Below are 15317 nucleotides of genomic sequence, written 5' to 3'. Positions count from 1 at the left end.
AAACGGGAGCGCTGCGGGGCGCTCCAAAACGCCTTTTTCACGTGAGGAGTCGATACGGCAGGCAGCATCACCGCGCCCTACGGGCGCGATCAAAAGCCGTTTCAAGAAAGGAACATGCGTACGGCAAACAGCACCGCAATCAACCGGGTTCCTTTTTGCAAAAAGAAGCCCATGCAGCATTTCTGCCGGTTTTACCCTTTATTCTGCGCTGGATGCTGCTTCGGTGGAGGAAGCCGTTTCCTCAGAGGAAGCGTTCTCCGGCTCAGTGGCAGCGCTGTCGGCTTCTTCGGAAGCAGCAGCCGAAGAAGCTGCTTCGTTGACACCGCCCAGAGTCGTGGTACCGCTCAGCTGCTGTGCTGCGCTGACCGCACGCTGGATCTGCGGGTCATCCTCGGGGGTATAAGCGTAGAAATTCGTGGTCTCTTCGGCACTGAGGGCACGCTCCACATCCACGCTCAGGCCGGTGCCATCAAAGCAGGAGCCGTCGCCGCAGATGAGCTTTGCCACCGTGATGCTCACGGCGCTGCCATCCGAAAGGCGCTGCGGGCTGCTCTGGATGGTTCCCTTGCCCATGGTGGTGGCGCCCACCAGACGTGCGCCGTTCATAGTGCGCAGGCTGGCAGCAAACAGCTCTGCTGCGCTGGCGGTGTTGCCGTTGACCAGACAGACGATGGGCAGCTCCACCTTGCTTTCATCGTCGCTGCTGCCAATGATTGTACGGTTTCCGTTCTTATCCTCGGCATAGGCCACAGTGCCTTCCGGGGCGATCAGGTCGATGCAGCTGATGGCGTCATCCAACACGCCGCCGCCGTTATCGCGCAGGTCGAACACAAGGCTCTGGGCACCGCTGGTAGTGAGAGACCGGATGGCATAGTCCAGCTCGCTGGGCGTGCTGCCGTCGAACTGGCGGATCTTGATGTAACCCACGCTGTCCAGCATCTGGTAGTCCACGGTGGTGCTGGTGTAGCCGGAGTGGGTCAGGTCCGTCGTCCGGGAAGCAGCCTTGCTGTCGAGCCATGTAACATTGACGATGGTGCCGGCTTCGCCCTGCAGGCGGGACTGCACGGCATCCACCCCGGAAAGGCTCTTCACATCGGTGCCGTCAATAGCAGTGATGTAATCGCCCACCACGATACCGGCTTCCTGCGCAGGCGAGTCCTCATACACCCTGGTCACTCTGGCATAGCCGGTCTGGTCCATGCCAAGTTCCACGCCAATGCCCATCACCTTGCCGCTCTGCTGGTTCATCAGCTCGGTGTAGGCGTTGGCGGTGTAGTATCGGGCGTACTTGTCGCCGGTGCCCAGCAGGTAGCCTGCGGTCAGGCGGTCGTACAGCACCGTTTCATCAATGGTGTAGTAGTCGTTGCTGCGCACATAGCGGTCCACCTCGGCCACTTTGTTGTACATGCTCTCCTTTTCCTTCACGCTGCTCACCGTGCTGTCAAACAGACGCATGGCAATGAGCATGGTAATGGAAAAGGTCACGGTCATGGCAAGGATCACAATGGTGACAGCCATGCCCACAGAGATTTTACGGTTCATGCTTGCCCCTCCCTGTTAATACAGCAGCATCATGATCACACTGCTCAGCAGCGAGAGTGCAAACACGCCTGCCAGAACAAGGCAGCCGATACGCAGCCAGCGCTTGTGTTTTTGTTCGTTCATAGAATACCAGACTCCTTATAAACACACTCAGTTGTGCGGGAACGGGATATAACCGCGCGGATTGACCGCATTGGCCTTTTTGCCGCCCTTCCAGACCTCCAGATGCAGGTGGTTGCCGGTAGAGTTGCCGGTAGAGCCAACGTAGCCGATCAACTCGCCCTGCTTGACATACTTGCCTGCGCTGGTGGCGACCGACCTCATGTGGCCGTACAGGGTGCTGTAGGCGTTGCCGTCCGACATGCTGCCGTGATAGATGATGACGTAGTTGCCATAGCCGCCGCTGGACCAGCCTGCCACCTGCACATAGCCACTGGCGGCTGCATAGATAGGCGTACCGCCCGGGGCCGCCAGATCAATGCCGGCATGCAGCCTGTTGACACCGGACACCGGATTCTTACGCCAGCCGTACTCGCTGGAAACGCGGGTATAGCTCTTCAGCGGGCAGGCAAAGCCGGTAAAGCTCAACTGCGGCTTACTGGATGCAGCGGCCGCGATCAGCTTTTGGATCTCTTTCTTGACGGCCTCATAGTTCAGCTCGTCCGATTCAATAGCGGCCTGTGCCGTCTGCTGGGCCTTCTGGGCATCCTGTGCAGAAAGCTGCGCCGCAGAAATGCTGCTATTCAGCTCGCTCTGCTTTGCCTTCATCTGGTAGTTCTGGGTATCCAGCTCCGCCTTCTGGCTCTGCAGTTCCTTGCGCTGGGCCTCCAGCTCCACCTTGTCCGCTTCCAGTTCGGACTTGGCCGCCTTCATGTTGTCCATGATCTCGGTATCTTTGATGGAGATATCCTGCATGACCTCGTTGAAGGTGAGCAGCTCATACAGGTCGTTCACTGCGCTCAGCATGGCCACGCTTCCGCCGTCGCGCAGCTCTTGCATGGCAGCCATGTGCTTTTTAAAATCGCCCCACTGGCTGTCGATCTCGGCCTGCTTCTGGGTGATCTCGCCTTCCTTAGCGGTGATCTTCTGCTCGGTCTGGCCAATGTTATTCTGCACAGCAGCGATCTGGGTGCTCAGCACACTGATCTGAGACTGAATGACGCCCACGCGCTCCTTTAGCTCACTTTCCAGCGCCTTTGCCGCAGTTTCCTTTTTCTTTGCGTCCGAAAGCTCCTTCTTGTGCTGGTCGATGGATTTGGAAAGGCTGTTCAGCTTGTTCTGCAGGCTGGCCATGCTGGTGGCTGCCGTGGCCGGCTGGAAGCTGACGCTTGCCGCAAGGCATACCGCCGCCAGGCACAGACTCACGCCGCGCAGCAGCTTGCTGCGGGCAGGCTCCGGCCGTGCATGGCGCGGCGTATGGCCGGGCATCTGCAGCCGGAAGGGCTTTGCATGAAGTGCTTTTTTCATGTGCGGCTCCTTTCGATCACACGTTCAGGTGCTTGCGGATGGAGAACATACTGCCCAGACCACCCACAACGGCACCGCCGATGAGGCTGTACGGGATGATAGTGGACCAGACGGCGCTCACCGGCACCAGTGCCTGACCCATGATCATTTCCCACACGCCACCCAGACCGTCGGAAGCCTGCACCATGTAGGAGTAGCCGCCCAGACTGATCGCTGCAGTGAGCACGCCGGAGATCAGACCCATGGCCAGACCTTCCACAACGAAGGGCAGAGTGACCAGACCGTTGGTGGCGCCCACGTACTTCATGATCTCAATTTCGCGGCGGCGCGCAAACACGCTCAGGCGGATGGTGCTGCCCACCGTGATGATGCTGACGACCATCAGCACCAGCACGATGCCGCGGCCCACTTTGGTAACAGAGCGCTGCACCTGCACAAAGACGTTGGTCATTTCCACCGGGGCGGTAACGCTGTACACGCCCTGAATGGCCTGCATCTGCTTGCTCATACTCTCCATCTGGCTCAGATCCGCGATGGAAACGCGGTAGTTGGCCTTGAAGGGGTTGTCATTTTCAAACTCATCCCACAGGGAGGAGTAATCTTCCATGTAATTGCGATAGGTGTTCAGCACGTCCTGCTTGGAGACGAACTGCACATTGGTCACGCCGGGCATTGCCGCCAGCTTTTCGCCCACGGCCTGCGCAGTGGCATCATCACACTCCGGGTCCAGATAGACCACGGTCTCGTTCTGGCTGCCCAGATAGTTCACCATGCTGTCCACGTTCACCTCGGCAAGACTTGCAAAGGTGTTCAGGGTCATACAGACACTGAGGGACAGGATGCACACAAAGGTCATGGCCCAGTGCTTGCCCAGATTGCGGATGCCGCGCCGGATCAGAAAAAAGAAGGTAGAAGGTCTCATCATACGGTGGCCGCCTCCTTTTCTGCGGTGTCAGCAGGTTCCAGCTCGGTCTCGAACAGACGTTCTTTGCGCTCTGCGCGTGCGCGGATGGCTTCCTTGTCGGCAGGCACATCCGAAATGATGCGGCCCTTTTTCAGGGTGACGACGCGCTGGTGGAACTGGCGCACCAGCTCGTGCTCATGGGTAACGACCACCACGGTGATGCCCGTTTCGCTCACCCGCTCCAGCAGCTCCATCATTTCCAGGCTCAATTCCGGGTCGATGTTGCCGGTGGGCTCGTCCGCAATGACCAGCTTGGGGCCGTGGGCAAGGGCGCGGGCCACAGCCACGCGCTGCTGTTCACCGCCGGAAAGGGTGTCCGGATAGGCCTTGGCCTTATCCTCCAGATGCACCAGCTCCAGCATGTACTCCACACGGTCGCTGATCTCCCGGCTCTTGACGTTGGTCACATGCATGGCAAAGGCGATGTTTTCGTACACAGTCATGGTGGGGATCAGCCGGAAATCCTGAAAGATAATGCCCATCTGACGGCGCAGATACGGCACCTGATGGCGGTGCAGGCTGGCAACATCCTTGCCCAGCACGGTCACCTTGCCCTCACTGGGCAGCTCTTCGCGCAGCAGCAGCTTGAGCAGGGTGGATTTGCCTGCGCCGGAATGGCCCAGCAGGAACACGAACTCGCCGTCGTCCACATGGAGGTTGATATCGTCCAGTGCCAGCGGTCCGCCCCGTTTATATTCCTTGGAAACGTGTTCTAAATCGATCATAGGGTAATATTAGCTCCTGACATTAAAATCTGTTTTCACAGCAAAAAGAACCGGCCAGCATCGGTTTCGAGCGGCCGGTTCTGCACTGCAGGCAGAGCCTGCAGCTTATTAGTATTTGGCCGGATTGTTGGACAGGTACTTCTTGACCATCAGTGCTACCTTAAAGACGATAGCATCGTCGAACTCACGCAGATCCAGGCCAGTCAGCTTTTTGATCTTTTCCAGACGATACACCAGCGTGTTGCGGTGCACAAACAGGCCGCGGCTGGTTTCAGACACATTCAGGTTATTCTCGAAGAAGCGCTGGATGGTGAACAGGGTCTCCTGATCCAGGCTTTCGATGCTGCCCTGCTTGAACACCTCGCGCAGGAACATCTCGCACACGGTGGTGGGCAGCTGATAGATCAGGCGTGCAATGCCCAGATTATCGTAGCGGATGATCTGCTTTTCGGTGTCGAACACCTTGCTCACTTCCATGGCGATCTGTGCTTCCTTAAAGGAGGTAGCCAGATCCTTCACGTTGGAGATGGGGGTGCCGATGCCCACCACAGCCTTGATGTAATGCTCGCCGGACAGGGTATCCACGATGCTGGCAGCCAGCTTTTCCATATCGGTGCGGTCGATGCCCTTGCGGATCTCCTTGACCAGCACGGTATCCGTCTCGCTGATATTGAACACAAAGTCTTTCTGCTTGTCGGGGAACAGGCTGCTGACCACATCGTAGGCGGAGATATCGCCGCCGCTGGTAACACGCACGATGAACACCACGCGGGAAACATCGGTGGCAAAGTGCAGCTCACGGGCCTTGGCATAGATATCGCCGGGCAGGATGTTATCCAGCACCACATTCTTGATAAAATTGGACTTATCAAACTTTTCGTCGTGGTACTGCTTGATGCTCTGCAGGCTGATAGACAGCATGGCGGCAAACTGACCAGCCGTCTCGTCCACGCCTTCCACGAATACTGCATAATCATTATGCTTGGCGCTGGAGAACTGCTGATAGGTGTAGCCATCGCGCACAAAGCGGTCGCCTGCGGTCAGACGCTCCGCCATGAAACCCTCGCGCACTTCGCCGATCAGGTTCAGTTCCGAGCAGGAAATAACAGCGCCGGTCTCATCCACCACGCCGACCACCCGGTTGATCGCGTCTTTCATCTGGTAGATCACGCTTTGAAATACTCTATTGGCCATAATGGATACCCCTTTTCCTCGTTTGTGCAAACCGCAGCGGCAGCCGGTCGTGATTTTTAACAATTTAGCTGCATTACATTTTATATTTTACACAAAAGAATTTACTTTTGCAACATATTTCAACAAAAAAGATAGTTTTTTCTTGTGAATATTATCTTTAGGGGCCATTCTGAACCAAAAAAGTGCCTTTTTGCGTGGTTCTGCCCCCTATTCTACCGGAAAAATGTGTTGCTTTTTTGAAATTCGGGTGAAAAGCCGACCCTGTCAGCTGGAAATTTTTGACACTTCTTCGGCAGAAAGCTCCCGCCACTGGCCCGGTGCAAGGGCCGGGTCGAGTGCAAGGCCGCCGATGGCATCCCGGTGCAGGCCGTTCACACCTGCGCCGTACACGCCGAACATCCGCTTGATCTGGTGGTATACGCCCTGCTTGAGCACCACCCGCACGGTCAGACCGTCGGCCGAAAGGGCTGTGACCTCCGCAGGCGAAAGTGCGGTGCCGTCGGCAAGGGTCACGCCCGCCGCAAAGCCGGTGCGCATCTGCTCGGTCAGCGGCGTATCCAACACCACGGTGTAGGTCTTGGAGACGTGGCGCTTTGGAGCAAGGATGTCGTGGGCAAAGGTGCCGTCATCGGTCAGCAGCACAAAGCCAGTGCTGGTCTTGTCCAGCCTTCCCGCCGGGAACAGCTGCCGCCGGGGATAGGCATCCCCCACCAGATCGACCACGGTAGTGTCACGCTTGTCCGTGGAAGCGCTCACCACGTCCTCGGGCTTGTTGAGCATGATGTACACGAACTGCTGATAGCTGAGCGCCCTGCCATCCACAGCCACAGTGTCACTTTCTTTGAGCTGGGTGTCCCCTTTTTTGCAGACAGCACCGTTCACCTGCACCCGCCCTTTGGAAAGCAGCGCCTTAGCCTCGCTGCGGGTGCACTGGGCCGTCTCGGCTAAGTATTTATCCAATCGCATACGCGGTTCTCCTTTGTTGATGATGCTCCCAGTGTAGCATGACAGCGGATTTTTCTCAAGGGGGGACAGGCATCAAAAAAGGCCGCCGCCTTTCGGCGACGACCTTTTAATATTTACTGCAGCTACCCGGCAGGACGGCAGGAAGTTTCTCCAGCGAATGTCCTGGGGGTGGGACCCTGCCGCCGCAGGCGGTAGGGCGGGACTGGAGTCCCGGGCTGTTCGCGGAGAAAGCTCCCTGATGGCCTGCCCTATTACACACTCAAAGATGCGTGCTGCTCCACGGCATCGGGGTTAGCATCGAAGATGGGCTTGAGCACATTGGCGATGAACTCCTCCACCTGCTGCGGTGCACGGCCCACAAAGTTCTCCGGCACAAGGCCCGCCACGATCTCCTCGCGGGTCAGGCCAAAGGCAGGGTCGGCAGCAATACGGTCCACCATATCGTTGGGCAGGCCCTCTTCCTTGACCTGCTTGCCGGCGGCGATGGCGTGCTGGCGCAGACGCTCGTGCAGCTCCTGACGGTTGCCGCCCTTTTCCACAGCCTGCATCATGATGTTCTCGCTGGCCATGAAGGGCAGCTCTGCCATCAGACGGCTGCGCACTACCTTGGGATACACCACGATGCCATCGGTGACGTTGAGCATGATGTTCAGGATAGCGTCGGTGGCAAGGAAGCCCTCAGCCATGGCGACACGCTTGTTGGCGCTGTCGTCCAGCGTGCGCTCAAACCACTGGGTGCCGGTGGTGAAGCTGGGGTTCAGCACATCTACCATCAGGTAGCGGCTCAGCGCGCAGATACGCTCGCAGCGCATGGGGTTGCGCTTGTAAGGCATGGCGGAGGAACCGATCTGGTTCTTTTCAAACGGCTCTTCCATCTCCTTGAAGTTAGCCAGCAGACGCAGGTCGGTGGCAAACTTCATGCAGCTCTGGCCAATGCCGGCAAGGGCGTTCAGGATAAAGGCATCCACCTTGCGGCTGTAGGTCTGGCCGGACACGGGGATGACCGCTTCGGGCGCAAAGCCCATCTCCTTGGCGATGGAAGCATCCACGGCGCGGATCTTATCGGCATCGCCCTTGAACAGCTCCATAAAGGAAGCCTGCGTGCCGGTGGTACCCTTGACACCGCGCAGCTGCAGAACAGCAAGACGGTGGTCGATCTCCTGCAGGTCCATCACCAGCTCGTTGGCCCACAGGGTGGCGCGCTTGCCCACGGTGGTGGGCTGAGCGGGCTGGCAGTGAGTGTAGGCCATGCAGGGCATGTCCTTGTATTCCTCGGCGAAGCGGCCCAGCTTTGCCAACACACCGATCAGCTTTTTGCGCACCAGTTCCAGACCCTGACGCATCACGATGATGTCGGTGTTGTCGCCCACATAGCAGCTGGTGGCACCCAGATGGATGATGCCGGCCGCCTTGGGGCACTGCTGGCCGTAGGCGTACACATGGCTCATCACGTCGTGGCGCACCAGCTTTTCGCGCTCGATGGCCACTTCATAGTTGATATCGTCCACATGGGCTTCCAGCTCAGCCACCATATCGGGGGTGATGTTGGTCAGGCCCTGCTCCATTTCGGCCCGGGCCAGCGCCACCCACAGGCGGCGCCATGTGCGGAACTTGTTGTCGTCCGAGAAGATATACTGCATCTCGTCCGAGGAATAGCGGGTGGAAAAGGGGCTGATATAACGATCATGCTGAGACATTGATTGTTTCCTCCTGAAAATAACCCTCTCAGTCTCGCTTTGCTCGCCAGCTCCCCCGAGGGGGGAGCTTTTTGCGCTCTGCCGGTCAGCACCAGAAAGCCTCCCCCTTTTTCGGGGGAGGTGGCACGCCGCAGGCGTGACGGAGAGGGTTTTTCTCTATTCTACCATCAAATCTTGAAATAGTCCACGCCGCCCTCAAAGATCGGCTGATATTTGTCACCGGTAACGTTCTTGTACAGGTACTCGCCGCTGCGCTCCGAGTGGCCCATCTTGCCGAACACACGACCATCCGGGCTGGTGATGCCTTCGATCGCCAGCACAGAGCCGTTGGGGTTATAGCTCTGATCCATGGTGGGATTGCCCTCGATGTCCACATACTGGGTGGCGATCTGACCATTCTTCATGAGGGTGTCCAGCACCTCCTGCGGAGCCACGAAGCGGCCCTCGCCGTGGCTGATGGCAACGGTGAACTGTTCGCCCACCTCGCACTTGGAGAGCCACGGGCTGCCGGTGGATGCAATGCGGGTGCGCACCAACATGCTCTGGTGGCGGCCGATGGTGTTGAAGGTCAGGGTGGGATCGTAAGCGGTGATGGGGCGGATATCGCCGTAGGGGACCAGACCCAGCTTGATGAGGGCCTGGAAGCCGTTGCAGATGCCCAGCATCAGGCCGTCGCGCTGCTGCAGCAGACGGCGCACCGCCTCGGTGACTTCCGGGTTGCGGAAGAAGGAGGCAATGAACTTTGCGCTGCCGTCCGGCTCGTCGCCGCCGGAGAAGCCGCCGGGCAGCATGACGATCTGGCTGTTATCGATGGCCTTGACCAGTGCCTTGCAGCTCTCGGCCACGTCGGCGGGGGTCAGGTTGCGGATGACCAGGATCTCCGGGTCGGCACCGGCGCGGGCAAAGGCCTTGGCGGTGTCGTACTCGCAGTTGGTGCCCGGGAACACCGGAATGATGACCTTGGGCTTTGCCACACCGATCTTGGGTGCGGCGGGTGCGGTCAGCTTGCCGTTGATCTTTTCCACGGTGGGGCCTGCCTTGCGGTAGGGGTACACCGGCTCCAGCTTGCCTTCCCAGATCTCCTGCAGCTGGGCCATATCCAGCTTTTCGCCGCAGGCTTCAAAGACGTATTCCTTGGTGGTCTCGCCCAGGATCTCACCGGCGGGCGAATCGGACACCATTTCCAGAACAATGGAGCCGTACATAGGCTGGAACATCTCATGGGTGGTCTTATCCGCACGCATCTTGAAGCCGATGTGGTTGCCAAGGCCCATCTTGAACAGAGCCTCGGCAATGCCGCCGTAGCCCACAGAGCAGGCGGATGCCACCATGCCCTCTTCGATCATGTCCTCCACAATCTTGTAGTTGGCCTTCAGGGAGAAGAAGTTGGGGCAGCCGGTCTCGGGGTCGATGATGGGCCGGATGAGCACCACCGTGCTCTCCGGCTTCTTGAATTCGGTGGAGACCACCTTGTTTGCCTTGCCGATGGCGGTTGCAAAGGAGACCAGCGTGGGAGGCACATCCAGCTTTTCAAAGGAGCCGGACATACTGTCCTTGCCGCCGATGGATGCAATGCCCAGGCCCATCTGAGCATCCAGTGCACCCAGCAGAGCGGCCAGCGGCTTGCCCCAGCGCTCCGGGGCGGTGCCCAGACGCTCGAAATATTCCTGGAAGGTGAGGTAAGCATCCTCATAGCGGAAGCCGGAGGCCACCAGCTTGGTAACGCTCTCGATGACAGCCATCTGAGCGCCCTTGTACTGGTCTGCGCTCATCAGGAAGGGGTTGAAGCCCCATGCCATACCGGAGCAGGTGCTGGTCTCGCCGTCCACCGGCAGCTTTGCCACCATGGCGTTCTGCGGGGTCAGCTGATAGGCACCGCCAAAGGGCATGAGCACGGTGGCGGCACCAATGGTGGAGTCGAACCGCTCAGACAGGCCCTTCTTGCTGCAGATGTTCAAATCGCCCACCATGTTCTTCATCTTCTGGCTGAAGGTCAGGCCCTCCCACTGGGGCTGCCAGACCGTGGCCTTTTCCACATGGACCTTCTGGTGCTTCTCGGCACCGTTGGAGTTCAGGAACTCGCGGCTGATGTTCACGATGGACATGCCGTTCCACACCATGTTCAGGCGGGGCTCAGCCGTTACCTTTGCCACCGGAGTGGCCTCAAGGTTCTCTTCGTTGGCGAGAGCAATGAACTTGTCCACGTCCTCGGGGGCCAGCGCCACAGCCATGCGCTCCTGGCTCTCGCTGATAGCCAGCTCGGTGCCGTCCAGACCCTCGTACTTCTTGGTGACCTTGTTCAGGTCGATGTACAGGCCGTCGGCCAGCTCACCGATGGCAACGGACACACCGCCTGCACCAAAGTCGTTGCAGCGCTTGATCATCCTGCAGGCATCCTCGCGGCGGAACAGGCGCTGCAGCTTGCGCTCGATGGGAGCGTTGCCCTTCTGCACCTCGGCACCGCAGTGCTCAAGGCTGTCCAGCTTGTGGGCCTTGGAGGAGCCGGTAGCACCGCCCACACCATCACGGCCGGTGCGGCCGCCCAGCAGAACGATGACATCGCCGGGGGCGGGGCACTCGCGGCGGACGTGGGAAGCGGGGGTAGCGCCTACAACGGCACCGATCTCCATACGCTTTGCCACGTAGCCGGGGTGATAGATCTCGTCCACCTGACCGGTAGCAAGGCCGATCTGGTTGCCGTAGGAGGAATAGCCGGCGGCAGCAGTGGTCACCAGCTTGCGCTGGGGCAGCTTGCCGGGCAACGTCTCACTGACCGGCTTGAGCGGGTCGCCTGCGCCGGTAACGCGCATGGCCTGATAGACGTAGCTGCGGCCGGACAGCGGGTCACGGATGGCACCGCCGATGCAGGTAGCTGCACCGCCGAAGGGCTCGATCTCGGTGGGGTGGTTGTGGGTCTCGTTCTTGAACAGGAACAGCCAGTCCTCATCCTTACCGTTCACATCGCACTTGATCTTGACGGTGCAGGCGTTGATCTCGTCGGACTCGTCCAGATTTTTCAGGATGCCCTGCTTCTTCAGCTCCTTGGCGCCGATGGTGGCAAGGTCCATCATGCAGCGGGGCTTGTTCTCGCGGCCCAGATCGGCGCGCATGGCCATGTAGCGGTCAAAGGCCTTCTGCACCACGGCATCGTCGATCTGCACATCGTCCAGAATGGTGCCGAAGGTGGTGTGGCGGCAGTGATCGGACCAGTAGGTGTCGATCATCTTAATCTCGGTGATGGTGGGGTCGCGGTGCTCCGAGCGGAAATACTTCTGGCAGAACTCGATATCGCCAAGATCCATGGCAAGGCCGTTGTCCGCAATGAACTTTTTCAGCTGCTCTTCGTCCAGCTGGTTGAAGCCCTCCAGAACCTTGACCGGGGCGGGCACGGGGTACTCCATTTTCAGGGTCTGCTTGGTGTCCAGCGAAGCCTCGCGGGCCTCCACCGGGTTGATGACGTATTTCTTGATCTCGGCCACCTGCTCGTCGGTCAGGGTGCCTTCCAGCAGATAGACGCGGGCAGAGCGCACCAGCGGGCGCTCGCCCTGACTGATGAGCTGGATGCACTCAGCAGCGGAGTCGGCGCGCTGGTCGAACTGGCCGGGCAGATACTCCACTGCAAAGGACACGCCGTCGCTGGCGGGCAGCTCGGCATAGGTGTTATCCACCGGCGGCTCACTGAACACGGTGTTTGCACACTGGTTGAACAGTTCTTCGTCGATGCCTTCCACATCGTAGCGGTTCAGCAGACGCAGACCGGTAAGCGACTGGATGCCCAGCAGGCTGGTCAGCTCATTTTTCAGGCCGGTGGCTTCCACATCAAAGCCGGGCTTTTTTTCCACATAAATACGATAGACCATTGGGTAGGTTCCCCCTTTGTATTCTTTGAACCGACCCTCTCAGTCACGGCTTACGCCGTGCCAGCTCCCCCGAAAGGGGGAGCTTTTTCTGCTGGCGGAAAGTACCGCGTTCGATGGCAAACCTAGGCTTGCCCATTTTCCCGCATAAAGCTCCCCCTTCGGGGGAGCTGTCGCCGCCAGGCGACTGAGAGGGTTTTCTTTCTTACTGCTTCTCTGCCAGTGCCTTCAGGGCTCGCAGGCCGATATCGCTGCGCTTGTGCAGCTTTTCAAAGCTGATCTTCTCTGCCGCCTCATAGGCATGGCTCAGCGCATTGGTCAGCCGCGGGCCGGTGGCGGTGACACCCAGCACACGGCCGCCGGCCGTGACAAGGGTGCCATCCTCGGTGATGGCGGTGCCGGAGTGGTAGACCGTCACATTCTCTTCGCCGGGCAGCTGGCCGTCCACAAGGCCGGTGATGGGCTTGCCCTTCTCGTAAGCCACCGGGTAGCCGCCGGAAGCCAGAATGACGCAGGCGGCAGCACCGTCCGAGAACTTGACCTCCTCGTTTTCCAGCGTGCCGTTGGTGCAGGCCTGCATGATGTGCAGCAGGTCACCTTCCAGCAGGGGCAGCACCACCTGCGTCTCCGGGTCACCAAAGCGGCAGTTGTACTCGATGACCTTCGGGCCGTCCGGGGTGAGCATCAGGCCGAAGTAGAGGCAGCCCTTGAAGGGGCATCCCTCGGCGTTCATGGCCTTGATGGTGGGCAGGAAAATTTTCTCCATGCACTCAGCGGCCACTTCCGGAGTGTAGTAGGGGTTGGGAGCAATGGTGCCCATACCGCCGGTGTTCAGGCCGGTGTCGTGGTCGTTGGCACGCTTGTGGTCCATGCTGGACACCATGGGCTTGACCACCTTGCCGTCCGTAAAGCTCAGCACACTGACCTCGGGGCCGGTGAGGAATTCCTCCACCACCACATGGTTGCCAGATGCGCCGAATTTCTTATCCAGCATGATCTCCTTCACGCCGTCCGCAGCCTGCTGCTCGTTTTCGCAGATGAGCACGCCCTTGCCCAGTGCCAGACCGTCGGCCTTGATGACCACCGGGTACTTGCCCTCGGCCTTGATGTACTCCATGACCTTGGCGGGGTCGTCAAAGGTCTCGTACTTTGCGGTGGGGATGCCGTATTTCTTCATCAGGTCCTTGGAGAACACCTTGGAGGCCTCGATGCGGGCAGCGGCCTTATCCGGGCCAAAGGCCGGGATGCCCACTGCTGCCAGCGCATCCACCATGCCCAGAGCCAGCGGGTCGTCCTGCGCCACCACAACGTAATCGAACTTTTCTTCTACGGCAAAGCCCACCATGGTGTCCACATCGGTAGACTTGATGTTTTTGCACTTTGCGTCATAGCTGATGCCGCCGTTGCCGGGTGCGCACCAGATCTCGCCGCAGTCAGGGCTCTTTTTCAGTGCCTTGATGATGGCGTGCTCGCGGCCACCGCCGCCCACTACCAGAATTTTTTCAGCCATATCATTCACCTTCCCGTTTTTGAATGTCCCTCTCAGTCATTGCTGCGCAATGCCAGCTCCCCCGAAGGGGGGAGCTTTTTTCTGCTGACGGCAGGAGCTGCATTCAACGGAATGCTTGTTTCTGTCCGTTTTCTCGCATAAAGCTCCCCCCTCGGGGGAGCTGTCGCCGTCAGGCGACTGAGAGGGTTCGTTCTTTTCCCTTAGTGATGGAACAGCCGCAGGCCGCAGAAGGCCATTGCGATGCCGTACTTGTTGCAGGTGTCAATGACCTGCTGGTCGCGGATGGAGCCGCCGGGCTGCACGATGGCGGTCACGCCGGAGCGGCGGGCACGCTCGATGTTGTCGCCGAAGGGGAAGAAAGCATCCGAGCCAAGGCACACGCCGGTCACTTTGCTCAGATATTCCTTCTTTTCCTCAGCGGTCAGCGGGGCGGGCTGCTCGGTAAAGGTCTCGGCCCACACATCGTCGCCAATCACATCCTCGGGCGTATCGCCGATGTAAACATCAATGGCGTTGTCGCGGTTGGGCTTTGCCACATCGTCGCGGAAGGGCAGGTTGAGCACCTTATCCATGTGGCGCAGCTGCCAGTTGTCGGCCTTCTGGCCTGCCAGACGGGTGCAGTGGATGCGGCTCTGCTGGCCTGCGCCCACGCCGATGGTCTGTCCATGATAGGTGTAGCACACGCTGTTGGACTGAGTATACTTCAGGGTGATGAGTGCAATGACCAGATCACGCTTCTGCTCCTCGGTCACGTCCTTGTTCTCGGTGACCCAGTTGTTCAGCATGGTGTCGGCGTTGATGACCAGCTCGTTGCGGCCCTGCTCAAAGGTGATGCCGTACACCTGCTTGTGCTCGATGGGAGCGGGCTTGTAGGCCGGGTCGATGGCGACCACATTGTAGTTGCCCTTTTTCTTGCCGGACAGGATAGCCAGTGCCTCCGGCTCGTAGCCCGGGGCGATGATGCCGTCGGACACCTCGTGCTGGATCAGCTTTGCGGTGGGCACATCGCAGATGTCCGAAAGGGCGATCCAGTCGCCAAAGGAGGACATGCGGTCCGCACCGCGTGCACGGGCATAGGCATTTGCCAGCGGCGACAGCTCCATATCCGGGGCAATGTGGTACATTTTGCGTTCCACATCGGTCAGGGGCAGCCCCAGCGCTGCGCCTGCCGGGGAAACGTGCTTGAAGGAAGCTGCTGCGGGCAGACCACAGGCAGCTTTCAGCTCCTTGACCAGCTGGATGGAGTTGAGCGCGTCCAGAAAATTGATGTAGCCGGGCTTGCCGTTCAGCACAGTGACCGGCAGGTCAGAGCCATCTTCCATATAAATGCGGCTGGGCTTCTGGTTGGGGTTGCAGCCGTACTTCAGTGCCAGTTCGTTCATTGGTGCATCCTCC

The 15317-nt window shown here is 59.3% G+C and carries 10 protein-coding genes; all 10 read right to left on the bottom strand.

Annotation, left to right across the window (positions count from 1 at the left end):
• Positions 1–198: 198 nt before the first annotated feature.
• The 10 genes from GKG36_RS03355 to GKG36_RS03310 all read right to left on the bottom strand — a co-directional run bounded on the left by GKG36_RS03355 (position 199) and on the right by GKG36_RS03310 (position 15304).
• A complete protein-coding gene (locus tag GKG36_RS03355) occupies positions 199–1542 on the bottom strand; it encodes a S41 family peptidase (protein WP_154259109.1) in 1344 nt (447 codons plus the stop codon).
• A 150-nt stretch (positions 1543–1692) separates the two neighbouring features.
• On the bottom strand, positions 1693–3009 hold the full coding sequence (locus GKG36_RS03350; RefSeq protein ID WP_154259107.1) for a M23 family metallopeptidase: 1317 nt from the start codon (positions 3007–3009) through the stop codon (positions 1693–1695).
• A gap of 16 nt (positions 3010–3025) precedes the next feature.
• The gene (locus GKG36_RS03345; protein WP_120020906.1) at positions 3026–3934 is read right to left on the bottom strand and encodes a permease-like cell division protein FtsX; all 909 of its coding nucleotides are present in this window, start codon (positions 3932–3934) and stop codon (positions 3026–3028) included.
• Positions 3931–4698 carry a cell division ATP-binding protein FtsE gene (gene ftsE, locus GKG36_RS03340; RefSeq protein ID WP_120081169.1) on the bottom strand — a complete coding sequence of 256 codons (768 nt, stop codon included), beginning with the start codon at positions 4696–4698 and terminating at the stop codon, positions 3931–3933. Before ftsE ends, GKG36_RS03345 begins: the two co-directional genes overlap by 4 nt.
• A gap of 108 nt (positions 4699–4806) precedes the next feature.
• Entirely contained in the window at positions 4807–5892 is a 1086-nt protein-coding gene (locus GKG36_RS03335) for a helix-turn-helix domain-containing protein (protein ID WP_005944450.1), read from the bottom strand.
• Positions 5893–6156: 264 nt separating this feature from the next.
• Complete coding sequence (locus GKG36_RS03330) at positions 6157–6858, bottom strand: pseudouridine synthase (RefSeq protein ID WP_154259105.1); 702 nt, start codon at positions 6856–6858, stop codon at positions 6157–6159.
• Positions 6859–7109: 251 nt separating this feature from the next.
• Positions 7110–8555, bottom strand: coding sequence for an adenylosuccinate lyase (gene purB / locus GKG36_RS03325; RefSeq protein WP_097775220.1), 1446 nt, complete (start codon positions 8553–8555; stop codon positions 7110–7112).
• Positions 8556–8722: 167 nt separating this feature from the next.
• Positions 8723–12415, bottom strand: a complete 3693-nt coding sequence (locus GKG36_RS03320) for a phosphoribosylformylglycinamidine synthase (RefSeq protein ID WP_154259103.1) — start codon at positions 12413–12415, stop codon at positions 8723–8725.
• 202 nt (positions 12416–12617) lie between these two features.
• Entirely contained in the window at positions 12618–13922 is a 1305-nt protein-coding gene (gene purD / locus GKG36_RS03315; protein ID WP_154259101.1) for a phosphoribosylamine--glycine ligase, read from the bottom strand.
• A gap of 200 nt (positions 13923–14122) precedes the next feature.
• Positions 14123–15304: a phosphoribosylaminoimidazolecarboxamide formyltransferase gene (locus tag GKG36_RS03310; protein WP_097775217.1), complete on the bottom strand. Its 1182-nt coding sequence runs from the start codon at positions 15302–15304 to the stop codon at positions 14123–14125.
• Positions 15305–15317: the final 13 nt, after the last annotated feature.

Origin of the sequence: Faecalibacterium sp. BIOML-A1 (assembly GCF_009679715.1) — a bacterium.
Lineage (GTDB): Bacteria > Bacillota > Clostridia > Oscillospirales > Ruminococcaceae > Faecalibacterium > Faecalibacterium taiwanense.
Note: the sequence above shows the minus strand (reverse complement) of the source record. Positions and strands in the feature narration are given on the sequence as shown.